Source organism: Pannonibacter anstelovis (genome assembly GCF_036881715.1).
Taxonomy (GTDB): Bacteria; Pseudomonadota; Alphaproteobacteria; order Rhizobiales; family Stappiaceae; genus Pannonibacter; species Pannonibacter anstelovis.
Genome location: NZ_JBAKBF010000002.1, coordinates 530073 through 551890, shown reverse-complemented (window position 1 = coordinate 551890; position 21818 = coordinate 530073). Strand labels below are relative to the sequence as shown.

The following is a 21818-nucleotide window of genomic DNA, read 5'->3' as shown; positions in this document are numbered from 1 at the left end:
AGCGTCGTGGACAGGGTGTTGTCAATCCCCGCCTGCGCCTTCGGCCCAATCTCGTTCTGTGACGCTAGAACTTTGTCAGTGACAGCATCAAATGCAGCCGAAATCTGAGGTCCGACCTTGAATACGCGCTGAATAAGAGCGTTCTGACGAGCTGTGATACCCCCTTCAAGTTCATCAACTTTCAAAACTACTTCTTTGAACTTGGAGTCCAGCCCCGAAGTGATCTTGGCCAGCGCAGCGCTCTGTTCCAGCGTCTTGAACTCGTCAATCAAAGGCGGCACGTTGGCGTAACGTGACCGCGCCGCCGCAAGATCGGCCGGTGAGGCATTATATGCGTACCGCTCGACGAAGACGCGCCCGACGAGGAAATTCTCCGTCAGCTTTGCTGCAACACCAAGCGCCTGCGCATTGTCATCCTTGACAGCCTGATCAACGACGGCAGTAAGCATGGCTCTGAACTCTGAACCGAGTTTCTCAATGTTAACTACGTCCTCATTCGCAGCATCAAGCGCAAGGCGGTAGTCCTCAAAGGCTGACTGATATTCCGCCATTGCAGGATCAATAGCCAGAATGTCCGAAGCATACGGACTGCCCGCCATGAACTCGTTTAGTTTCTTTTTGCTCTGGACAGCCCCGGCAATCAGCGCATCAGCCTGCTCGCCGAATTCCTTGCTCGGCACGATGGCGTAGCGCGCAATCGCCAGACGGGATTCAGTCAGTTCACCTGTAACCCCGGACACGCTGACACTCTGGCGCGCAGCCGAACGGTAGCCTGAAAAGTAATCTGATGCGGTTTGAAGCCCGCTGTAGCCGAGCCAGGAGACCGTCAGAAGCGCGGCGACAGAAAGCCCGAAGCCACCGAAGAGTTTGGAGCGCACAGTGAGGTTTAGCATTTTTACCCCCGGTTAATTTACCTTTCAAAGCTGCACGAAAACAATATAGACATGGTTAACAGGCCTGACTTTATCTAAAAACGAAACCCAACCACCCCACCGAAATCTATTATCGTTAATCAGAGTCGATTTATTTTTTAGTTTTTCAATCAAAGATTCGAATAATAATATAATTAATACTAAAGAACTAAGCATCAAGCCCTGCAGAAACAATGCCGCTCGACTTAATTATGAAAAGGTTGCGCCTCCGAGGACAAAATCAATCATTGAGGCATATACAACCAAAATCTGGCGGAAAACTTGACTTCTTAGCAATACCACCATAAATAGCACTCAAAATAACAAACACCTCTCAGGCTTGGTTCATTTTTTCTTTTGGCGAATGAAAATTATCCCAGCTCACCAAGTGCTGGATTAACGTGACCGCCTGCAAGAAAATGACGCTGAGTTATTGTTAATTTTAACCAACGTAAAAAGCCGTACACGCTTCGGTCATTTCAAGCGAGAGAACCGCCGGAACGGCCGTTGCGCAAAAAAGCCAGCCACCTCGGAAGCCTGCGCGGCAGACACCGCCTGAACACAGCCCCGGCGTTGGCACCCAGCCGGAACTGCGGCAAACAGCAAAAGGCCGGACATTGCTGCCCGGCCTTTTGCCGTGTCTGATATCAGCGCCCTCTAGGTTTCTCTGTACACGCAGGGCTCAAGCCCGTACCGCGTCCGGGACCTTCAACCATCAAGGGACCGCATCGAAGGCGCAAGCGCCTCTCTCACGCCGCGCGCACCTGTGCGATGAAGCGGGCGACCTCGACCTTGAGGGTTTCTGCGTCCCTGGCAAGTCCGCCTGCGGAACCCAGAACTTCTGAAGCTGCAGCCCCCGTCTCTTCGGCAGCGCGGCTGACGCCGGTGATGTTGGAGGAGACTTCCACCGTACCGGCCGACGCCTGCTGCACGTTGCGGGCAATTTCAAGCGCGGCGGCATTCTGCTCCTCCACCGCAGCTGCGATGGTTGCAGCGATGCCGTTCAATCGCGCAATCGTATCCCCGACGTTCTGAATCGCATCAACAGAGGCGTTCGTCGCTGCCTGGATCTCCGCAATCTGTCCAGAGATTTCCTGCGTGGCCCGGGACGTCTGCTCGGCAAGAGCCTTCACTTCCGTTGCCACAACCGCGAACCCCTTGCCAGCCTCACCGGCGCGCGCTGCCTCAATGGTCGCGTTCAGGGCCAGCAGGTTCGTCTGGCCTGCAATGTCCGAAATCATGCTCAGCACATCGCCGATTTTCTGCGAGGCCGAGGACAGGAAGGCAATGCGTTCGCTGGCGGTCTGGGTGTCCCCGACAGCCCGGTGCGACATGCTCGAGGATTCCTCCGCCTGGCGGCCGATCTCGCGCACGGAGGCTGCCAATTGCTCGGTGGCAGCTGCAACTGTCTGCACATTGACCGCCGCCTCTTCCGATGCTGCGGAAACGGCCGTAGACTGATGTGACGTCTGTTCGGCCGAGGCACTTAGCGTGTTCGCCGCAGCCTGCATTTCCCGCGATGCGGAAGACACGGTATCAACAATCCCTCCGACAGCACGTTCGAAGCTGTCAGCCAGTTCATTCATCAACCTGCGGCGCTCTACTTCCTGCTGTTCCTTGACAGCGGCCTGCTCACGCTCAAGCTGCTCTTTCTCGATGCCATTGGCCTGGAAGACCTGCACTGCGGCAGCCATCTTGCCGATTTCGTCGGAACGGCCCGCTCCGAAAACCCTCATGGTCAGGTCGCCCGCCGCAATGGCCCGCATGCATTCAGTGATCGCGTTGATGGCGCGGGAAATGGATGTGCCCAGGAACACCGCGATGGCTGCCATCACCAGAGTGAAGAGGCTCGCCAGCATCAGCGTCGTCGAACTCGTGTTTTCAATGCCGGCTTCTGCCACCGGGCCCATTTCGTTCTGCGCATCGATCAACTTGTCGACAGCCGCCTGATATCCGGACATGATCAGCGGCCCAAGCACGTCGAGCTTGTTCTTGCGAATGTCAGCGGCTTTGGAAATAGCGATTTCCAGATAGGACGCCTCGCTGATCACCTCTTCCATCTGCGCGGGCAGCGGTGCCACAAGCCGGTTCAGCTCGGGCGACTTCTGGGCAAACTGCAGCCGCTGAAGCAGGGATGTGGCCTCATCGTAATAATTCATGGCCTCGTTCAGGTCGTCCGCATTTCCGCCGCTCGCGTAACGCTCGACATAAATCCGCGCCAGCAGAAACTCCTGCATGGCAGGAGCCACCGTTTCCAGAGCGGGATAATTCTGCTCCTCAATGGCCTTCTGCATCACGCCAGCCATGCTCTGCCGGAAGGCATCGCCCCCTTCTTTCACCTGGGTAAGGCTGAGGGCAACTTCCTCATTCACCGCGCGCAGCTCGTCAAAGGCAGCTTGATAGGCGTCAACCTGCTGGATCAGTTCCCGCAGCTCGTCCAGCAGAGGAGATCCGGCGAAAACCTCCTCGATCTGCGATGCGCCCGAGCTGATCTTTCCGATCAGGTCATTCGCCTGGGCCGCGCTATCTGCAGTTTCCTCCAGCTGATAGCGCAAGATGGCAAGCCGGGCTTCCATCAGTGCGGCCTGGGCCTCATAACCCGTCAGGCTCTGCTTCGCCGTTTCGCGAAACTGGCTGAAATAGGTGGCAGCAGTCTGCAAACCACTGTAGCCGATGTACGATACGACAAGCAGGGCGGCGACAGATGCACCAAATCCGCCAAAAAGCTTCGCACGAACGGTCGAGATAAACATGACAGCTCCTGTTCTGGATTGCGCAACAATAGGTCATGAAATCTCTAGGTGAAGTTAACAAGTCCTGCTCAACAATGCGGTGCAAACGGCCAATTCAAACACGGGAAAGTTAGAGACCACGATGATCATGGGCTTTATTATTGCCGGCGGCTCTGGCAAACGTATGACATCTGGCCATAAACCATCAACGGCACTTACGGAACTTCCGTTGATTTCGCACGTAGCAGCAAGACTTCAGAAGCAAATCAAACCTGTCATAATTATCAATAATGATCCCGGCTATTTGCCTGAAACTCTTGATCTACCGGTTGCTCGAGATTTTCAGCCGGGACGCGGAGGGCCATTGGTCGGTATTATTACGGCAATGCTTTACGCAAGGGCAAATCAGACCGAATGCAACCATCTGGTAAGTGTTCCTTGTGATGGCCCATTCTTCCCTGAAACGCTTGTTGAGCGGCTGACTGGCGCCAGCGGCCCGGATACGCCAAGCATAGCGGTGTCCAATGGCCGCAGGCATCCGCTGTTTGCCTGCTGGCCCGTTTCGCTGCTGCCGCACTTGCAGGACTGGGTGGCCGCCGGCAATGCGCGTGCAGGGCAATTCCTGAAAGACTGCGGCGCTATCGAAGTGGATTTTCCGCTGCATGAGGACGGCACTGACCCCTTTTTCAACATCAACACGCCAGAAGATCTCGCCGAAGCAGAACGAATCCTTGCTGCGCGGCGGAGCGCAGGCATGAAATATCCCTGACCTCTTGACGCATGCCCCCGATGCAGCTTGCACGCAGGCGCAAAGCAGGGAATGGTCGGCACAGCCACACAAGAGCGGCAAAAGGACAGCAGGAAAAGCGGATGCGGGGTGAGGATTGTTTCGGCGCTGATGACAGGCGCCTTCTCCATGACGAGGCACTGGACCTGCTCGCACGCCTTCCCCTGCCTGCAGCCGGTCAAGAAACCATCAAGCTCAGCGAAGGGCGGGGCCGCATTCTGGCAGCGCCGGTCATTGCCCCGCGCAATGTGCCCCAGCACGACACCTCAGCCGTCGATGGCTACGCTTTCCGCCATCAGGACTTTGATCCCTGCGGCGGGTTCTTCCGGCTGGAGACGCGCGTTCCAGCTGGCCACCCTGCCGGGCAAGCCCTGACCCCGTGGGCAGCAGCCCGCATCTTCACTGGCGGCGTGATGCCGGAGGGCACCGACACGGTGGCCATGCAGGAAGACTGCCGCCTTGAGATCAGTGGCAGCCAAAGCGTTGTTGTCATTCCTGCAGGTCTGGCCAAAGGCGCCAACCGGCGGCTGGCCGGGGAAGACCTTGCGGCGGGCACGCAGATCCTTGCGCCCGGTCATAAGCTGCGAGCCCAGGACCTTGCCGCCATCGCCTCTACCGGAACAGCAGCGGTTCCTGTGTTTACGCGGATCCGCACCGGTGTGATCTCGACAGGCGATGAGCTCGTCCGCCCCGGCACCGCCCTTGGCGCGGGCGGGCTTTATGATGCCAACCATTTCCTGCTCGCATCGCTGCTGGAAAGCTGCCCGGCAGACGTTACCGATCTCGGCATCTGCCCGGACCGGCGCGATGCGCTGCAGCTTGCCCTGTCCGAGGCATCCGGCCGCTGCGATGTCATTCTCACCAGTGGCGGTGCCAGCCACGGCGAGGAAGATCACCTTCTGGCCGTGCTGGAGCGCATCGGTGAGGCACAGGTGTTCGACCTTGCCATCAAGCCGGGCCGGAGGCTGATCACGGGCCGGGCCGGAGACTGCCTGATCATCGGCCTTCCCGGCAATCCCGTGGCGGCGATGGTCTCTTTCCTGCTCTATGCCCGCCCGCTGCTGCTGCGCCGCGCCGGCATGCCCCCTGCCCCTGCCCAGGGCTTTCAGGTGCAGGCTGCCTTCGACCTGCCCCGCCGCAAGACCGGGCGGCGGGAATTCAGCCGCGGACGTCTGGTGACGCTTGCCGATGGCACAGTCCAGGCCGAACTCTATCCCCGCTCCGGCTCCGGACTGATTTCAAGCCTCAGGGAGGCGGACGGCCTCATCGAAATTCATGAGGAAACGACCGCCATCCACAGGGGGGATACCGTCCGCTTTCTCCCTTTCAGCGGTTTTTGGGCCTGATATCGCACGAACAGACCGAGCCGGACGCTGCGTCATCGGGCAGATACCCGCAAAAATGCCAGTGCACATCTTCTGTGCCAGCATGTTTTTTCATCTGGGCGAGCCGTATTCGCCGGGATATGTTCATACAATGGGCGCTGTATCGAGCCGCTTTCTCAAGTGCAGCGAACCGCGCCCGGATGAATGAAAGAACAAGCAACCTGAGGCACAGCAGCCGCCACGGTCTGCTGCCGCGACACAAGGCGCGAGGGGTGAGTTACATGGGTATGAAGACGATTGCCGCCGCTGCAATCCTGTCCGTTGCCGCATTCGGCGCAGCCGAGGCAAAGGACTGGAGCAAGATCCGCATGGGTACGGAAGGTGCTTATCCTCCGTTCAACGTGCTGGGCTCCGATGGCCAGCTGACGGGCTTCGACATCGACATTGCCAAGGCGCTTTGCGAAGAAATGAAGGTGGAGTGTGAATTCGTCACCTCCGACTGGAACGGCATCATCCCGGCACTGCAGGCCGGCAAGTTCGACACCATCATTGCTTCCATGTCGATCACGGAGGAGCGCAAGCAGCAGGTCGACTTCACCAACAAGTACTACAATACCCCCCCGGCCATTGCCGTACCGAAGGACAGCCCGCTGACCGAAGCCACCGATGCGGCCCTCGCAGGCAAGGCCATCGGCGCGCAGAGCTCCACCACCCACTCCAACTATGCGGAAGTGAAGCTGCCGTCGACCGACCTGAAGCTCTATCCGACCTCCGACGAGTACAAGCTTGACCTCGTCAACGGCCGCATCGATGGCGTGATTGACGACGTTGTCGTGCTCTCGGAATGGGTCAAGAGCGAAGATGGCGCCTGCTGCAAGATCCTTGGCACTCTGAAGCCAGATCCGGTGATCAACGGCGAAGGCGCCGGCATCGCCATCCGCAAGGAAGACCAGGACCTCAAGGAAAAGCTGAACGCGGCCATTGCCGCCATCCGCGCGAACGGAAAGTACAAGGAAATCAACGACAAGTACTTTGAGTTCGACGTTTACGGCGACTGATGAAGTGCAGGCGGGCGGGGACCTCCCCGTCCGCCACGCTTCTGACAATTGGCCGGAACGCCGGATACAGGCACAGTCCGGGTGGCACGGTGGCGCATGCGCCCAGCCACTGCGGTTCAAGGACCTGACAAGGCGCATGTCCGGCCAGAGCCAGGATCAGGGGCACATGCCCCTGAGGCGCAGGGTCCGGGCAACCGATGGACAAATATCTGGAACTTCTCGCATTAGGCCCCACAGGATGGGGCGACGAGCTTTTGGGCGGCCTGTTCATCACGGTCAGTCTGGCTCTGGCCACCCTGCCCTTCGGGCTTGCACTCGGCTTCGTGATCGCGCTTGGCAAGAAATCGCCCGAGCCATCCCTGCAGCTTGCCAGCACCATCTACACCACGATCTTTCGTGGCCTGCCGGAACTGCTGACGCTGTTCCTCGTCTATTTCGGCTTCCAGATCGCCATCAAGACGCTGTCCGAGCGCATGGGCTATGGCATCACCATCGAGGTGAACAGCTTTCTTGCCGGCATGATTGCGCTGGCACTGGTGTTCTCCGCCTATTCCAGCGAAGTGTTCCACTCCGCCTTTCTTGGTATCCCGCAAGGGCAGTATGAGGGGGGCAAGGCGCTTGGCCTCAGCCGTTTTCAGACCTTCCGCCTCGTGGTCATGCCGCAACTGATCCGCCTTGCCCTGCCTGGCCTTACCAATCTCTGGCTCATCCTTCTGAAGGAAACCTCCCTCGTTTCTGCCGTGGGCCTTGTCGATGTGATGCGCCAGACGGGCATTGCGGCCCGCAACACCAAGGAAGCATTCTTCTTTTACGGGCTCGCCTGCCTGATCTATCTGACGCTTGCGATCCTGTCCTCCATGGTCCTGCGCCGCACTGAAGGCTGGGCCAAGCGTGCGGAGATGGCCCGATGAGCACACCTGCCGCTTCAGCCCTCAGCCGCCCGCCCCTGGCTGCCCGCCGCCCCTGGACGGCGGCCCGCATCGCCGGCCATTTTTTCATGGGCTTCTGGATTCTCAGTGGACTTGCACTCGCTCTCTATCTCGGCCAAAGCCTCTTCAGCACCTTTGCCAGCCAGTACTTGCCGAAGTACTTCAGCGGCGCGCTGGTCACGCTGCAGCTGACTGTCTATTCCTTCCTGATCGGCGCCGCGCTGTCCGTGCCGCTTGCGCTCGCCTGCTCCTCCCGGTTCTTCGCCCTCCGGAGCGTCGGCAACGCCTACGTCTACTTTTTTCGCGGCACCCCGCTTCTGGCGCAGGTTTTCCTGATCTACTACGGCCTTGGCTCCTTCCGCAGCGCGCTTGACACGGTTGGCCTGTGGTGGTTCTTCCGTGATGCTTGGAACTGCGTGCTCCTGACCTTCGCGCTCAACACGGCTGCCTATCAGGCGGAAATCCTGCGCGGTGCTGTCCAGTCCATGCCGAAGGGCCAATGGGAAGGCGCGCTGTCACTTGGGCTTTCGCGCGGCGTCACCTTCTTCAAGGTCATCCTGCCGCAGGCGCTGATCGTGGCCCTGCGCCCTTATGGCAACGAAATCATTCTGTTGCTGAAGGGCTCGGCCATTTCCTCCATCGTCACCATCTATGACATCATGGGCGAAGCAAACCGGGCGTTTTCCCGCAGTTTCGACTTTCAGGCCTACATCTGGGCGGCACTCGCCTACCTGATTGCGGTGGAAATCATTCGCCGCGCTTGGGACCTTATGGAGCGGCGGCTGACCCGTCACCTGCGCCGCAACGCCTGACACTGCCGTATTGATTAGCCATTGCACCCGCCGCCCGGCTGTGCGAGCAAAACGCAACAGTGCGCTTAATGGGAGTTCTGGCATGGCAAAGGTTGCATTCATTGGTCTGGGCGTCATGGGCTATCCCATGGCTGGTTACCTCGCCTCGCGTGGCGGCCATGAGGTCACAGTCTACAACCGCACCGCGGCCAAGGCGGACAAATGGGTGACTGAGCATGGCGGCAAGTCCGCAGCCACTCCGCGTGAAGCGGCAGAAGGCTGTGACTTCATTCTCGCTTGCGTTGGCAATGACGACGACCTGCGCGCCGTCACCACCGGCCCGGACGGTGCCTTCCACGGCATGAAGAAGGGCGCCATTTTCATCGACCACACCACCGCCTCCGCAGAAGTCGCACGCGAACTTCATGCCGCCGCCAAGGCAGCCGGCTGCGGCTTTGTCGATGCCCCCGTTTCCGGCGGTCAGGCGGGTGCAGAAAAGGGCGTTCTTACCGTCATGTGCGGTGGTGAGGAGGCTGATTTCAACGCCGCCAAGCCCGTTATCGAGAGCTTTGCCAAGTTCGTGGGCCTGATGGGCGCACCGGGTGCCGGTCAGCTCACCAAGATGGTGAACCAGATCTGCATCGCCGGTCTGGTGCAGGGCCTTGCCGAAGCCATCCACTTTGCCAAGAAGGCGGACCTTGATGTTCCTGCCGTCATTTCCGCCATCCGGGGCGGCGCGGCCCAGTCCTGGCAGATGGAAAACCGCTGGGAGACCATGCTGAACGGCAAGTTCGACTTCGGCTTTGCCGTGGACTGGATGCGCAAGGATCTCGGCATCGTGCTCGACACCGCCCGCGAGACCGGCGCACGCCTGCCTGTGACTGCGCTGGTGGATCAGTTCTACGGCGAAGTGCAGGACATGGGCGGCAACCGCTGGGACACGTCCAGCCTCATCGCCCGGCTGGAGAAGTCCGGCAAGGCCTGAGACTTCTTCAAGCCCCCGCTTCGCGCACCTCTGGGGCCGCCGCTTTTACCCCGCCGGCCCCAGCAACAGCCGTACGCCTTGAAGCGCTGCGGCCAGCACCAGAAACAGCCCGCAGAGCCGCGCCGAGTACCAGGCCTTTTCCAAAAGCTCATCGCGCATCGCCGTCGCAATGAGCGGCAGGGCAACCGCCTTGGCCGGACGGTCTTCGGGAGCAAGAAGCAACCAGACTTCCGTGTCTTCCACCTTTCGCCGGTGATGATACGTCAGGCCATACCACGCCATCACCAGCCCGGTTATGCCGCAGCCCAGCGCGCCAAAAGTGAAGCAATAGGGCGGATGTGAGGCCGTGCCCATCATCACCATGAGAATGGCGAGGCCGCAGAAGCCCCAGGCGCGCGTCACGGAAATGCGGGCAAGTCTGGTAATCCGCTCCATCAGCCCTGCTCCCTTTGAACCAGATTCCGATGCTGCCAGATACGCCATGCCTTGCAAGCCGGTTCACGCGGCACGCCTTCTGAAATCACTGTGAACGTGCCAGCGAATATGCTGCGGCCATTTCATCCATGCGGTAGTGTCGGAATCAGGTTCATGCCCTTGCTACCTTTCCTGAAAAGCCCTACCTCCCCGCCATGACACACACACTTCCCCCCCGCGCCGAAGCGCGCCCCCTCGCCCTCGAAGCTCACGGCATCACCCGTCAGGACGAATTCGCCTGGCTGAGGGCCGAAAACTGGCAGGACGTGATGCGTGATCCGTCCGTGCTGGCTCCCGATATCCGCGCCTATCTGGAAGCGGAGAACGCCTATCTGGAAACGGTGATGGCTCCCACGAAAGAGCTTCAGGACAAGCTCTTTGCCGAGATGAAGGGCCGGATCAAGGAAGACGACAGTTCCGTGCCGATGCCGGATGGCCCCTTCGAATATGGCGTGAGCTACGTCACCGGCGGCCAGCACCCGCGCCTGGTCCGCTCGCCTCTTGGTGGCGGCGCGCAGGAGATCCTCGTCGATGGCGACAAGGAGGCCGAAGGCAAGGCCTATTTCCGCATGGCCGGCGCCATGCACTCCCCCGCCCATGACCGGCTTGCCTGGGCCTTTGACGACAAGGGCTCGGAGTTCTTCACACTGCTCATCCGCGATCTCGCCACTGGCAAGGACTTGCCCACCCGGATCGAGGATACCGCTGGCGGCGGAGTGTTCTCCGCCTGCGGGCGCTACCTCTTCTACGTGCGCCTTGACGCAAACCACCGCCCGTCAAAACTGTTCCGCCATGAGATCGGCACAGATCCGGCTGCTGACGTGCTGGTTTACGAAGAAGAGGATGCCGGCTTCTTCATGGGCGTCGGCAAGACCCAGTCGGACAGCCACATCCTGATCGATATCCACGATCACGAGACCTCGGAAGTCCACGTCATTCCGGCAGACCAGCCGCTTGCAGCCCCGCGCCTCATCGCAGCGCGTGAGACCGGCATCGAATATTCGGTCGAGGAAAACGGCGGCACCTTCTACATCCTCACCAATGCGGATGACGCCGAGGACTTCAAGATCGTCACCGCCCCTGTGGAAGCTCCGGGCCGGGAGAACTGGCGCGACTTCATCCCGCATGAGGCTGGCCGGCTGATCCTGTCGCACACGCTCTACAAGGCGTTCATGGTCCGGCTGGAGCGGGCCGAAGGGCTGCCGCGCATCATCATCCACCGGCTTGCGGACCACCTCGAACACCCGATTGCCTTTGCCGAGGAAGCCTATTCCCTGGGCCTTGCCGATGGCTACGAGTTCGACACGAACATCATCCGTTTCACCTATTCGTCCATGACCACGCCTGCGCGGGTCTATGACTACGACGTGGAAACGCGCCAGCGCACCCTGCGCAAGGAGCAGGAAGTGCCCTCCGGCCACAATCCGGATGATTACATCACCCGGCGCCTGATGGCTCCTGCCCCGGACGGGGAGCTGGTGCCGGTGTCGATCCTCTACCGCAAGGACACGCCGCTGGATGGCTCAGCGCCCTGCCTGCTCTATGGCTACGGCTCCTATGGCATCTCCATCCCTGCAAGCTTCAGCACCACCAGCCTGTCACTGGTGGACCGGGGCTTTGTCTATGCCATCGCCCACATCCGTGGCGGCAAGGACAAGGGCTACGCCTGGTACAAGAAGGGCCGCCGCGAGTTCAAAACCAACACCTTCACAGACTTCATCGCCGCTGCATCGCATCTGGTGCAGGAAGGCTTCACCGCCCATGACCGTATCGTCGCACAGGGCGGCTCTGCCGGCGGCATGCTGATGGGTGCTGTCGCCAACATGGCGCCGGAGAAGTTCGGCGGCATCATCGCCGAAGTGCCCTTCGTCGATGTGCTGAACACCATGCTCGACGACACCCTGCCCCTCACCCCGCCGGAATGGCCGGAGTGGGGCAACCCCATTGCTTCGAAAGAGGCCTATGACCTGATCGCCTCCTATTCGCCTTATGACAATGTGGCGGCGAAGGACTACCCGGCCATCCTCGCGGTCGGCGGCCTGACGGACCCGCGCGTCACCTATTGGGAGCCTGCCAAGTGGGTTGCGCGCCTGCGCGAGCGCAAAACTGGCGACAGTCTGCTGATGCTGAAGACCAACATGGACGCCGGCCACGGCGGTGCCTCCGGCCGCTTTGACCGCCTCAAGGAAGTCGCCCTCGTCCAGTCCTTCGCCCTGATGCTGACCGGCAAGGCCTAAAGAAATATCGGCACCGCCCCGGTCACTCGCCGGGGCGGCGCGGATTACCTGAAACCTTTCGTCCTCAAACGTGTTTCAGGTCGAATTTACCGGCCGGGGCAGGCATAGTGCGGGTTCTGCTGGCCCCGCGTGATCTCTTCCATGCTCTTCATTCCCTTCCCCTTTGCCGCAGCCATGGTGCTGCTGATGCTCTTCGCCGGATCGCTGCGCCGGTCCGGGGGTGAAGGCCGCAATGTTCCGTTCCTCGCCCTGATCCTTCTGGCGGCCGTGCAATCGGTCCTGATTGGCCTGCGCTGGGGCTATGGCATCACCGCCATCATGCATGTCCTGCCTGTCACCGCCGCTCTGGTCCCGCCGCTGGCTTATTGCGGAGTCGCCCGGCTGGTGCGCCGGAGCACGCTGTCCCTCTTCCAGCGCCTTGCCCTGCACAGCGCCCCGGCTGTGCTTGTGGCACTGATGCTGGCCGTCCTGCCCATGGCCATCGATGTCACGCTTGTCGCCATCTTTATCGGCTATGCGGCCGCGATCCTGCGGCTCATGCGCCAGGGCACGGATGCTCTGCGGCTTGCCGCCTTCGAGGATGCCGCCCACGCCCACAAGGCCATTCTCTTCGCCGCTGCCGGACTGATCCTGTCCGCGCTCGTGGATATCTACCTTGCCCTGGATTTCGTCTGGCTTGATGGCCGTCATGCGCTTGGCGTCATCACCGGCGGCAACATCGGTGTGCTGATCGTTCTCGCCATCGCAGCTTCCGCCGCCAGCCGCACACCGGTTGACCCCTCCACATCAGACAGAAGCCTTCCGGTTGAAGCCCCGCTTCCCGAAGCAGCTGAACCAGCCGCAGACACAGCAGCAGCCGACCGTGAGGTCATGGCAGGCATCGAAGCCCTGATGCAGGCCCGCACGCTTTACCGGGACGCCAATCTCACACTGGACCGGCTGGCCCGGCGTGCCGGCATCCCTGCCCGGCAGATCTCTGGCGCGATCAACCGCACCACCGGCAAGAACGTCTCCCAATATGTCAACGAGTTCCGCATCGCAGAGGCCTGCCAGCTTCTCCAAAGCACGGACAAGCCAGTGACGGCCATCATGTTCGAGGCAGGATTCCAGACAAAATCCAACTTCAACCGCGAATTCCGCCGCGTGACCGGCCTGAGCCCGGTGGAGTGGCGCCAGCAGAAGTCCGGCGTGGCCTGAAACTCTCCTTGCAGGTCCTCGATCACGATCTGCACCCTCCCGGATCATGATCAAGGTCGAGCCGATGGGCTGACGGCGCCAGTCTGGGTCCATGACACCCCTGACAGACCAGAACCGCCAGCTCGCCGGGACGCTGCGGTCTCTCTCCCTCCCCGGTCCCGCGCACAGCGAAGAACAGCCGCAGCGCAAGCCGCGTCTTTTTCCCAGATGGCTTCTACTGGCAGGTTTTGGCACAGCCGCCCTTGCCATCGGAGCGGCCGCGCTCACCGGTACGGCCTCAGATCCCGCTTCAGTCGCGGCTCCCTTGCAGCAAGCGGGCATACCACCGCCTTTGCCTCCTGTTCCCCTTGTGCGGGAAATCACCGGCTCAGGCCATGTCATTGCCCTTCAGTCTGTGCCCGTTTTTGCCCGGTATGAGGGGCGCATCGAGCGCGTCACTGTCACGCTGGGATCTGAGGTCCGGGCCGGTGATGTCCTCGCTGTTCTCTCCGATCCTCCCGCCCGTCTTGCACTGGATCAAGCGTACGCACGGCTGCGCACTGCAGAGCTGACCCTCACAGCGCGTCAGATCACTCTTGCCCAGGCCAAAGCGGACCTGCACCGTGCTGAGACGCTTGCCGCCCGCGGCAGCCTGTCCCAAAGCGGGCTGGAAAACGCCGCCACCACCACCCGGACGGCCGCCAACAGCGCCGATCTGGCCAGCGCGGCCATTGAAGAAGCGCGGATAGCAGCAGCCATCGCCGCCGAGCGGGTGGAGGCCCTCACCATCCGCGCGCCCTTTGCCGGAACGGTCACGCAGCTGAACGCCCGCCCCGGCGCCATGATCCTCGACCGCTCCGACAGCATTCGCGAAGAAGAGAGCCTTCTCACACTTACCCGTATGGACAACCTCGCCATCGAGGCGGATGTGGCCGAGCGCAGCATTGCCGGTCTCATGCCCGGCCTTGAAGCTGAAGCAGAACTTGACGCAGCCCCCGGCGCGCCCTTCCCCGTGCGAATGACACTGGCCGCGCCCGAGGTGAACCCGGCCAAAGGCACCTTCAGCCTGCGTTTCGCCCCGCTCGCCCCACCGGTGCCCCTACGCCCCGGCATGGCGGCGCGCATCCGCATCAGCCTTCCCTCCACCACTCAAACTGCAGGAGCGACGTCCCAATGACCCAGGCCACACCACAGGACGAGACTGCTTTCATCAGCCTCCAGAACCTTGAAAAATCCTACCCAACAGGCGGCAGCCAGCTGCCGGTCTTCTCCGGCCTTGATCTCACCATTCCAAAGGGTGATTTCGCCGCGATCATGGGCCCCTCAGGCTCCGGCAAGTCCACCTTGCTCAACCTTTTGGCCGGCATAGACCATCCGGACCGGGGAGAAATCCGCATTGGCCGGGCCCGGCTGGACCAGATGGGAGAGGCCGCGCGCACCAGATGGCGGGCGCATCATCTTGGCATCGTCTTCCAGTTCTACAATCTGCTGCCCATGCTCACCGTCGCGGAGAATGTGGAACTGCCGCTGCTGCTGAAGCCGCTCTCCTCCCGTATGCGGCGCGAGCGTGTGATGATGGTCCTGGAGCTCGTGGGCCTCACAAGCCACGCCCGCCACCGGCCCTCCCAGCTTTCCGGCGGCCAGCAGCAGCGCACCGGCATTGCCCGCGCTATTGTCTCCGATCCTGAGCTGATCCTCTGCGACGAACCCACAGGTGATCTTGACCGAAAGTCCGCCGATGACATTCTGGCCATGCTGCGCGTCCTGAATGCGGAACTGGGCAAGACCATCCTCATGGTCACCCATGATCCCGTGGCCGCCGCCAGCGCAAGGCGGACCCTGCATCTCGACAAGGGCAGCTTCCTGGAAGAACGGAGGGCTGCGTGATGACCTGGCTCCGCCTTGCCCGCAAGAACGCCGCCCGCAAGCCGCTGCGCCTTGCCCTGCTCGTCTTCAGCGTGGCCATCGCCTTCCTGATCCACGGCCTCACCGCAAGCTTTCTGGCTGGTTCACAAGGCAGTTCGGCCGCAAGTGACGACCTGCTCGGTGTCATGTCTGCCGCAGGCCCAGCTCAGCCGCTGCCGCTCTCGTACATGCCCCGTCTGGAAGCGGAGCCCGGCGTCGCGGCCGTCTCCCATGTGGCCCGGCTGCGCGGCTTTCTGGACCGGGAAACCAATGTCATCGCGATCGCGGCAGTGGATCCGACCCGTGCCGCCGCCGTCAACGGACCGGAACTGGGACTGACCCCAACTCTCATGACTAGCCTAGACGAAAGTCGCGACAGTCTTCTCGCAGGCCGCGCGCTGGCCGAAGAACAGGGCTGGGCCGTGGGGGACAGCGTTGCCGTCACCGCCTTCACCATGGCGCAGAAGGATGGCAGCCGGGTCTGGCGCTTCCGTATTGCAGGCATCTTCGAGGGCGCATCAGCCAGCACCGACACCTATTTTGCGATTGCCCGCTACGAGTACATCAACGCTCTGCGGGCCAACGGCACGGATACAGCCGATGTCTTCGCCGTCCGTCCAGAACCTGGCACCAGTGCCAGCACGCTTGCTCCAGCGATTGATGCGCAATTTGCAAACTCTTCGGCGCCAACCCGCACCCAATCGGAAAAGCAGTTTCTCGAAGCCTTCCTGCGCCAGTTTGCTGATGTGAAGCTCATCACCGGCCTCGTCACTTCGGCTGCCTTCATCACCCTCTTGATGATCATCACCAACACCATGGTCTTTGCCGTGCGGGAGCGCCGCTTCGAGACCGGGGTGCTGAAAGCCCTCGGGGTGCCTCCGGCCCGCATTGCCGTTCTGATCCTTGGCGAAACAGGCTTCGTTTTCGTCATTGGCGGCGCCATGGGGCTCGGCCTCACCGGCCTCGCCGCTCTGTTCGGCCCGCCCGCTCTCGGGCTGGTGCTCACAGGTCCCGTCATCGCCGAAGCCTTGCTGCTCATGGCGGGCTTTGCCTTGCTGACCGGCCTTCTTCCCGCCTGGAGCGCCATGCGCATCCCGGTCATTGCCGCCTTCCGCAAGAGGTAACTCATGTCCGCTACCAATTCTCTTTTCCGCCAGACACATGTCCTCTTGCGCAGCAGTCTTCTCAGCCTGCCGCGCCGGGCAGCACTTGCCCTTTCCATGACGCTCTCCACTGCACTTGCCGTCAGCGTTCTGGCAGGTTTTCTCGCCATGGCCGCCGGTTTCGAGAAAACACTCAACGGCACCGGCTCACCGCGCACGGCCGTTGTTCTCGGCGGCACGCAAACGCAAGAGATAGGCTCCAGCATTTCCGCCGATGCCCTGCGCACGCTGCTCGCATCACGGGATGATTTTGGTGTCAGCAGATCACCGGAAGGCGCGCCGCTTGTCTCCCGCGAGATGGTCATTCCCGTCAGCCTGAAACAGGCGGACGGGCAGGAAACCATCCTCGCCCTGCGCGGCATGGAAATTGAAGGCCTGTCAGCCCGGCCGGACGTGAGGCTCGCCGCAGGGCGCATGTTTACTCCCGGCGCCCGCGAGCTGGTCGCGGGCAAAGGTCTGGCCCGCAGCATGCCCGGCCTTGCACCAGGCAGCAAGATCAGGCTTTCCGGTGTGGAGTGGACCGTGACGGGCCTGTTCAGCGCAGGCGGCAGCGCCTTTGAATCGGAGTTCTGGACCGGCCTTGAAGCCCTTCAGGCCGCTTTCAACCACGCCGGAGATGTCCAGAGCCTCCGGCTGCTGCTGACGGAACCGGGCATCCTCGCCCCTCTGCAGGAGAAATTATCCTCCCTTCCCGGCCCCGGTCTCACAGCCCTCACCGAAGCCCAGCTCTATGCCGGCCAATCGGCCCGTACGGCAGATCTCATCCGCCTGTTCGGCTGGCCTGTTGCCGGGCTGATGGCGCTCGGGGCGGCAGCGGGTGTGCTCAACACCATGTACAGCTCCGTATCGAGCCGCTCTGGCGAAATCGCCACGCTGCGAGCCCTCGGCTTTGCCCGTTTGCCCACCTTTCTCGCGGTCTGGATCGAGGCCATCTGCCTGGCCGGACTCGGAACAGCTCTTGGCATCTTCGGCTCATGGCTTGTCTTCAACGGCTGGCAGGCCAGCACGTCCGGTACCGGCAACACCCGCCTCTCCTTTGAACTTTCCATCGACAGCCACGTGATGCTCACCTGCAGCCTCCTCGGTCTCGCCCTCGGCCTTGCAGGCGGCGCCCTCCCCGCTCTGGCCGCAGCCCGCCTCCCCTTGCACAAGGCACTGCGGCAGATCAATTGATCTCGAAACAAAAAGGCCGGACAGTCCATAAGACTGCCCGGCCACACAATTCGCGCCGCCAGCCTTGATCAGGCTGCACGCACCTGATGCAGGAAGGCTTCCACCTGCTGGCGCAGATTGGCGGCATGTTTCGACAGGTCCACCGCCACATCAAGAACTTCCTTGGCGGCCGTGCCGGTCTGGGAGGCTGCGTCGGCCACCTCACCGATGGTGTTGCCAACCTCAGCCGTGCCAGCGGCCGCATGCTGGGTGCTCATGGCAATCTCGCGCGTGGCAACGCCCTGTTCGGACACAGCCGTAGAGATCGTGTCAGAGATCGCCTTGACCTTGGCAATGGTCGCGCCAATCGCCGAAATGGCCGACACGGCACTGCCGGTGGCTGTCTGCATGCCGGCAATCTGCGCGCCAATTTCTTCCGTCGCGCGGGCGGTCTGGCTGGCGAGGTTCTTGACCTCGGAGGCAACAACCGCAAAGCCCTTGCCAGCCTCCCCGGCCCGCGCAGCCTCGATGGTTGCGTTCAGAGCCAGCAGGTTGGTCTGCTCGGCAATGCCGCTGATCAGTTCGATGACCTCACCGATCTTGCTGCCTGCATCGGCCAGCCCGCGCACCGTTTCATTGGTGCGTGCAGCTTCGGCATCCGCCTGATTGGTGATCTGCGTGGCTTCGGCCACCTGACGGTTGATCTCACCGATGGAGGCGGACATTTCCTCCGCTGCAGAGGCTGCGGTCTGCACGTTGCTGGAGGCCATTTCGGCAGAGTGCGCCACGGTGCTCGCCTGCTGCTGGGTCCGTTCGGCCACCTGCGAGAGCGACTGCGCGGTCGTCTGCATCCGCTGCGACGAGCTTGCCACAGTTTCCACGATACCCATCAGACGGGCCTCGAACTCTCCGGCCAGCGCTTCCATGGCCGCTTTCTTTTCACGCGCTGCCTGCTCCTCAAGCGCCACCTTCTCGGCCTGCATGCGGTCAACCTCGATTGTCTTCTGCCGGAAGACCTCAAGCGCACGGCCGATCTGACCGATTTCATCCCGGCGGTCGCCGGTCATCACATCGATCTTGGTATCTCCATCAGCAAGACGTGTCATGGCCCCGATGATCTGTACCATCGGGCCGGAAATCATGCGCGAAATGATCCAGTTGACCAAAATCCCGGCAAGAACGACAACGCCGACTGTGATCAGAAACAACTGCATCGCACGGTCGGCACCGGCAAGACTGGATGCGGCAGCCCGCTCACGAATGGCACCAACCGTGGTGCTCAGATCATTCACGTCACGCAGCAGCTGGCCATGCAGTTTGATCGCTTCACCGGAAACGATGCTGGCCGCCGCCGCATCAATCTCGGCCATATCGACCGCGCTCGTGGCTGAATCGATGTACTTTCTTGAAGTTGCGATGATGTCATCACGCTTGGCATTCACTGCGCTGTCGCCGATGGCGCTGAGATCCAGTGCTTCCAGCCGCGGCAGGAATCCTTTCATCGCCGTCTGGGTTTCAGCCAGCAACACGCTGACACGATCGGCGTCAGACTCGGTCACCGCCGTCAGCAGCAGTGCGTAAAGCGCCATCTGCGCTTCCGACAGGATTTCCTTCGCCTGCCCCATGTCCGCAAGTGCAGAAATCTGCACCCGGTTCAGGCTGTCAATTGCGCTGCGCTGCGTGCCAATTGCCCGGTATGCGATGACCGAAACGACCGCGAGGCCAAGCATGAGAAGAATAGGCGTAATGAAGATCTTGGATGAGAGTTTCAGATTGGCAAACCAGCGCATTGTTCCCCCGGCAGTCGTCAAGGTATGAGCAGGGCCGGAAAACCGGCCCTGCCTTGCAGAAGTTCTCTGGTGTTACTTGTAGATACCGACACCGCAGATGCCGTCAGCAAAGGGCTTTGCGTAGGATGACTTCGGTTCGATCTTCTTGGAAACCGGATTGGCCCAGCGGTAATCCGTCCAGCCACCACCGGAAAGGCCGGTCTTTACCATCGCGCCGATGAACAGGTTTCCGTCCGCGTCCTTCAGCTCGGACAGGTTCTTGCCGATCAGCTTCTCGTTGGCACCATGCGCCAGAGCAACGCCGTCCTTGTCGAAGCAGAAGACATAGAGGTCACGGTCCTGCCAGCCTTTGTCCTTGCTGGAAAAATCGGCATAAGCCTGCTCGGCACCAGCGGCCTTGAAGTGAGCCTCTGCCTTGTCGAGCAGCTTCATGGCGTCGTCGGCGCTGGCGCGTTCTTCTGCGAAAGCAGCACCCATGGCCAGAGCCGATGAAACCACAGCAACAGCAACGCGGGAAATCTTGAGCATTCTCGCCCTCCTTTTATGTAACCCAGGAGAAAATGAACAAAAACGCGTTAAAATTCCGTTTTATACAAGCATAAAACGCGCAGTGAAAATTTTTTCCTTCAATTTATACATCGATATATTTCGGAAATATTTCGAAACAATTCAGATAAACTGATTTTTTAAACAATAAATCAGAAGTCCATTCCGTTCTTGGCAACGTAATTCCATAGCGCCCCAATCCTGCTGCCGGAGATGTGTCTTCCCAACTGACGTAACTCCCCTCATAAAGCAACAAGGGGCAGATCTGCAGGGGTACAACCCTGAGCGAATGCAATAGCCTCTGGCACGTTGAAGGTTCAGAGCAAGACAGTCACCGGATTTGTGATGATGGGAACACTTCAATCTGCCTCATGTTTGGAGAAGTCATGAAAATGTTGAACAGATCCGCGCTCGCTGCGCTGGCTCTCGTGCTGGGACAATCGGTCGCGATGGCACAGGGCAGCTTTCTGGAGCAGCTTCTTCTATCCCCGACCCGCACGCCGGGGGATGTTCCGGAAACCTATGGCACGGCTTATGACTGCCGTGCGCTAAAAGCTGCCGATCAAACGGCAGGTGTGTGGCGCGGCCTGATCGGTGGCCAGGTCTGGCCGGATGCAGGACAAAGCCGCCCCGTCAGCCGCGAAGGCTGTTTCAAGACCGAACAGGAATGCCAGGCCTACCTGGGCCTGATGAGCGGCTATATCGACTTCGTCTATTCGCGGGAATGCAAGCGCCTGTAAGCCTTCCCAGCAGAGGCAAGAAAGCCGGAGCATGGGGCTGCTCCGGCTTTCTGTCTGCGGGATCGATACAGGGGGTCAGTTTGCCCTGCAGGTCTTGATCCCGAACAGCGTATAGGCAGGGCACCAGCCGACAAGTGCAACCACTGCCGGAATGACGCCGAACCAGCCGATCCACTTCCAGCTGATGTCAGCTGGGCCGAAGAGTGCAAAACCGATCAGCGCAATGCCGATCAGGAAGCGGATAGCCCGGTCGAGGGTTCCCATGTTCACTGTCATAATCCCGTCCCCTTGGCTCAAGGTCTGTCCGGATTGTCCGGACGGTGAGACGACCCTAACGCCAGCGGACAGCCCCGTCTGTGACATGGTCACAATCCATACCAGGCAGCGTAGTTGCACTTATCTGTCTTTCATTCAGCCTGCAGCGGCAATCCGGCCCAAAGCCGCAGGGTCAAGCAGCCGCACCTCACCGCGGCCTTGCGCAATATGGCCAGCCTCGGCCCAGCGCCCCAGCAGCCGGGCGATCACTTCACGGGCGCTGCCGGTTTCCGCAGCAAGTGCAGCCTGTGTCAGGTGAATGGCAGATCCGTCTCCAGCAAGTTCCAGCAGCAACCGCGCCAGCCGGGCATCCAGCCGGTGGAACATGGCGTCTTCCATCTTCCGCAGGATGCTGGCAATGCGGAGGCTGAAGCCTTGAAAGATGCGCCTGCGGAAGACGGGCTCGCTGTCGAGCAGCCGCGCCACCACCCCAGCCGGTATCATGAAGGCCTGACAGGCCGTTTCGGTGACGCCCGAAGCGGCATAGGGCTCCTCACCCAGCAGGCAGGATGTGGTCAGCACACAGCTCTCGCCCGGGGCAACGCGGTAGAGGAGGATTTCCCGGCCCGTATCGGATGTCATCAGCACGCGTACGCTGCCGGAAGTGAGCACTAGCCAGCCGGGACAGGCCTGCCCGGGCGCAAAGACTTCGGTTCCGGCAGGAATGGTCATCTGCCGCAGGGCCTGTTCAACGGCGCGGCGGCCGGCTTCGGAGAGATCCGAAAGCCCCATAAGGCGCAGCGCCTCTTCAAAATTGCTGCCCGCCATCTGTCCACTCATGCCCCCAGCTCCGCAGCTTCCG

General features: G+C 61.1%; 20 protein-coding genes. 13 read left to right on the top strand and 7 right to left on the bottom strand.

The annotated features are described in order from the left end of the window. Both V6L75_RS05305 and V6L75_RS05300 read right to left on the bottom strand, forming a co-directional pair. The coding region (locus tag V6L75_RS05305; RefSeq protein WP_334250466.1) for a Tar ligand binding domain-containing protein at positions 1-893 on the bottom strand (893 nt) is incomplete at its 3' end. Between the two features lie 767 nt (positions 894-1660). Further along, the gene (locus tag V6L75_RS05300; RefSeq protein WP_334250465.1) at positions 1661-3664 is read right to left on the bottom strand and encodes a HAMP domain-containing methyl-accepting chemotaxis protein; all 2004 of its coding nucleotides are present in this window, start codon (positions 3662-3664) and stop codon (positions 1661-1663) included. Positions 3665-3785: 121 nt separating this feature from the next. On the opposite strand from V6L75_RS05300, the gene mobA reads away from it, so the two are divergent. The 6 genes from mobA to V6L75_RS05270 all read left to right on the top strand — a co-directional run bounded on the left by mobA (position 3786) and on the right by V6L75_RS05270 (position 9518). Further along, positions 3786-4412 carry a molybdenum cofactor guanylyltransferase MobA gene (mobA, locus tag V6L75_RS05295; RefSeq protein ID WP_334250464.1) on the top strand — a complete coding sequence of 209 codons (627 nt, stop codon included), beginning with the start codon at positions 3786-3788 and terminating at the stop codon, positions 4410-4412. Between the two features lie 101 nt (positions 4413-4513). Continuing rightward, complete coding sequence (locus V6L75_RS05290; RefSeq protein ID WP_334250463.1) at positions 4514-5776, top strand: molybdopterin molybdotransferase MoeA; 1263 nt, start codon at positions 4514-4516, stop codon at positions 5774-5776. A 260-nt stretch (positions 5777-6036) separates the two neighbouring features. Further along, positions 6037-6813, top strand: a complete 777-nt coding sequence (locus V6L75_RS05285) for an ABC transporter substrate-binding protein (RefSeq protein WP_334250462.1) — start codon at positions 6037-6039, stop codon at positions 6811-6813. Positions 6814-7010: 197 nt separating this feature from the next. After that, complete coding sequence (locus V6L75_RS05280) at positions 7011-7724, top strand: ABC transporter permease (RefSeq protein ID WP_334250461.1); 714 nt, start codon at positions 7011-7013, stop codon at positions 7722-7724. Beyond that, positions 7721-8554: an ABC transporter permease gene (locus V6L75_RS05275; protein WP_334250460.1), complete on the top strand. Its 834-nt coding sequence runs from the start codon at positions 7721-7723 to the stop codon at positions 8552-8554. Before V6L75_RS05280 ends, V6L75_RS05275 begins: the two co-directional genes overlap by 4 nt. Before the next feature lie 82 nt (positions 8555-8636). Further along, positions 8637-9518, top strand: a complete 882-nt coding sequence (locus V6L75_RS05270; protein WP_334250459.1) for an NAD(P)-dependent oxidoreductase — start codon at positions 8637-8639, stop codon at positions 9516-9518. Between the two features lie 45 nt (positions 9519-9563). Here the strand turns inward: V6L75_RS05270 and V6L75_RS05265 are convergent, their stop codons facing one another. Next, positions 9564-9953: a hypothetical protein gene (locus V6L75_RS05265; protein WP_334250458.1), complete on the bottom strand. Its 390-nt coding sequence runs from the start codon at positions 9951-9953 to the stop codon at positions 9564-9566. Positions 9954-10147: 194 nt separating this feature from the next. On the opposite strand from V6L75_RS05265, the gene V6L75_RS05260 reads away from it, so the two are divergent. The 6 genes from V6L75_RS05260 (at position 10148) to V6L75_RS05235 (ending at position 17646) form a co-directional block, all read left to right on the top strand. After that, a complete protein-coding gene (locus V6L75_RS05260) occupies positions 10148-12229 on the top strand; it encodes a S9 family peptidase (protein WP_334250457.1) in 2082 nt (693 codons plus the stop codon). Between the two features lie 141 nt (positions 12230-12370). Next, the gene (locus tag V6L75_RS05255) at positions 12371-13426 is read left to right on the top strand and encodes a helix-turn-helix domain-containing protein (RefSeq protein WP_334250456.1); all 1056 of its coding nucleotides are present in this window, start codon (positions 12371-12373) and stop codon (positions 13424-13426) included. A 91-nt stretch (positions 13427-13517) separates the two neighbouring features. Continuing rightward, complete coding sequence (locus V6L75_RS05250) at positions 13518-14582, top strand: efflux RND transporter periplasmic adaptor subunit (protein WP_334250455.1); 1065 nt, start codon at positions 13518-13520, stop codon at positions 14580-14582. Next, positions 14579-15292: an ABC transporter ATP-binding protein gene (locus V6L75_RS05245; RefSeq protein ID WP_334250454.1), complete on the top strand. Its 714-nt coding sequence runs from the start codon at positions 14579-14581 to the stop codon at positions 15290-15292. Before V6L75_RS05250 ends, V6L75_RS05245 begins: the two co-directional genes overlap by 4 nt. Next, positions 15292-16434: an ABC transporter permease gene (locus V6L75_RS05240; protein ID WP_334250453.1), complete on the top strand. Its 1143-nt coding sequence runs from the start codon at positions 15292-15294 to the stop codon at positions 16432-16434. The genes V6L75_RS05245 and V6L75_RS05240 overlap by 1 nt, the downstream gene beginning before the upstream one ends. A 3-nt stretch (positions 16435-16437) precedes the next feature. Continuing rightward, entirely contained in the window at positions 16438-17646 is a 1209-nt protein-coding gene (locus V6L75_RS05235; RefSeq protein ID WP_334250452.1) for an ABC transporter permease, read from the top strand. A 68-nt stretch (positions 17647-17714) separates the two neighbouring features. Here the strand turns inward: V6L75_RS05235 and V6L75_RS05230 are convergent, their stop codons facing one another. Both V6L75_RS05230 and V6L75_RS05225 read right to left on the bottom strand, forming a co-directional pair. After that, the gene (locus V6L75_RS05230; RefSeq protein WP_334250451.1) at positions 17715-19415 is read right to left on the bottom strand and encodes a methyl-accepting chemotaxis protein; all 1701 of its coding nucleotides are present in this window, start codon (positions 19413-19415) and stop codon (positions 17715-17717) included. Between the two features lie 72 nt (positions 19416-19487). Further along, positions 19488-19943, bottom strand: a complete 456-nt coding sequence (locus V6L75_RS05225) for a cache domain-containing protein (protein WP_334250450.1) — start codon at positions 19941-19943, stop codon at positions 19488-19490. 410 nt (positions 19944-20353) lie between these two features. On the opposite strand from V6L75_RS05225, the gene V6L75_RS05220 reads away from it, so the two are divergent. Next, positions 20354-20701 (top strand): hypothetical protein, encoded by a 348-nt coding sequence (locus V6L75_RS05220; RefSeq protein WP_334250449.1) that lies wholly within the window; start codon positions 20354-20356, stop codon positions 20699-20701. A 75-nt stretch (positions 20702-20776) separates the two neighbouring features. On the opposite strand, the gene V6L75_RS05215 is transcribed toward V6L75_RS05220, so the two are convergent. Together V6L75_RS05215 and V6L75_RS05210 are read right to left on the bottom strand one after the other, a co-directional pair. After that, the gene (locus V6L75_RS05215; RefSeq protein WP_055456088.1) at positions 20777-20977 is read right to left on the bottom strand and encodes a YgaP family membrane protein; all 201 of its coding nucleotides are present in this window, start codon (positions 20975-20977) and stop codon (positions 20777-20779) included. 135 nt (positions 20978-21112) lie between these two features. Further along, on the bottom strand, positions 21113-21796 hold the full coding sequence (locus tag V6L75_RS05210) for a Crp/Fnr family transcriptional regulator (protein WP_334250448.1): 684 nt from the start codon (positions 21794-21796) through the stop codon (positions 21113-21115). Between the last annotated feature and the right edge of the window lie 22 nt (positions 21797-21818).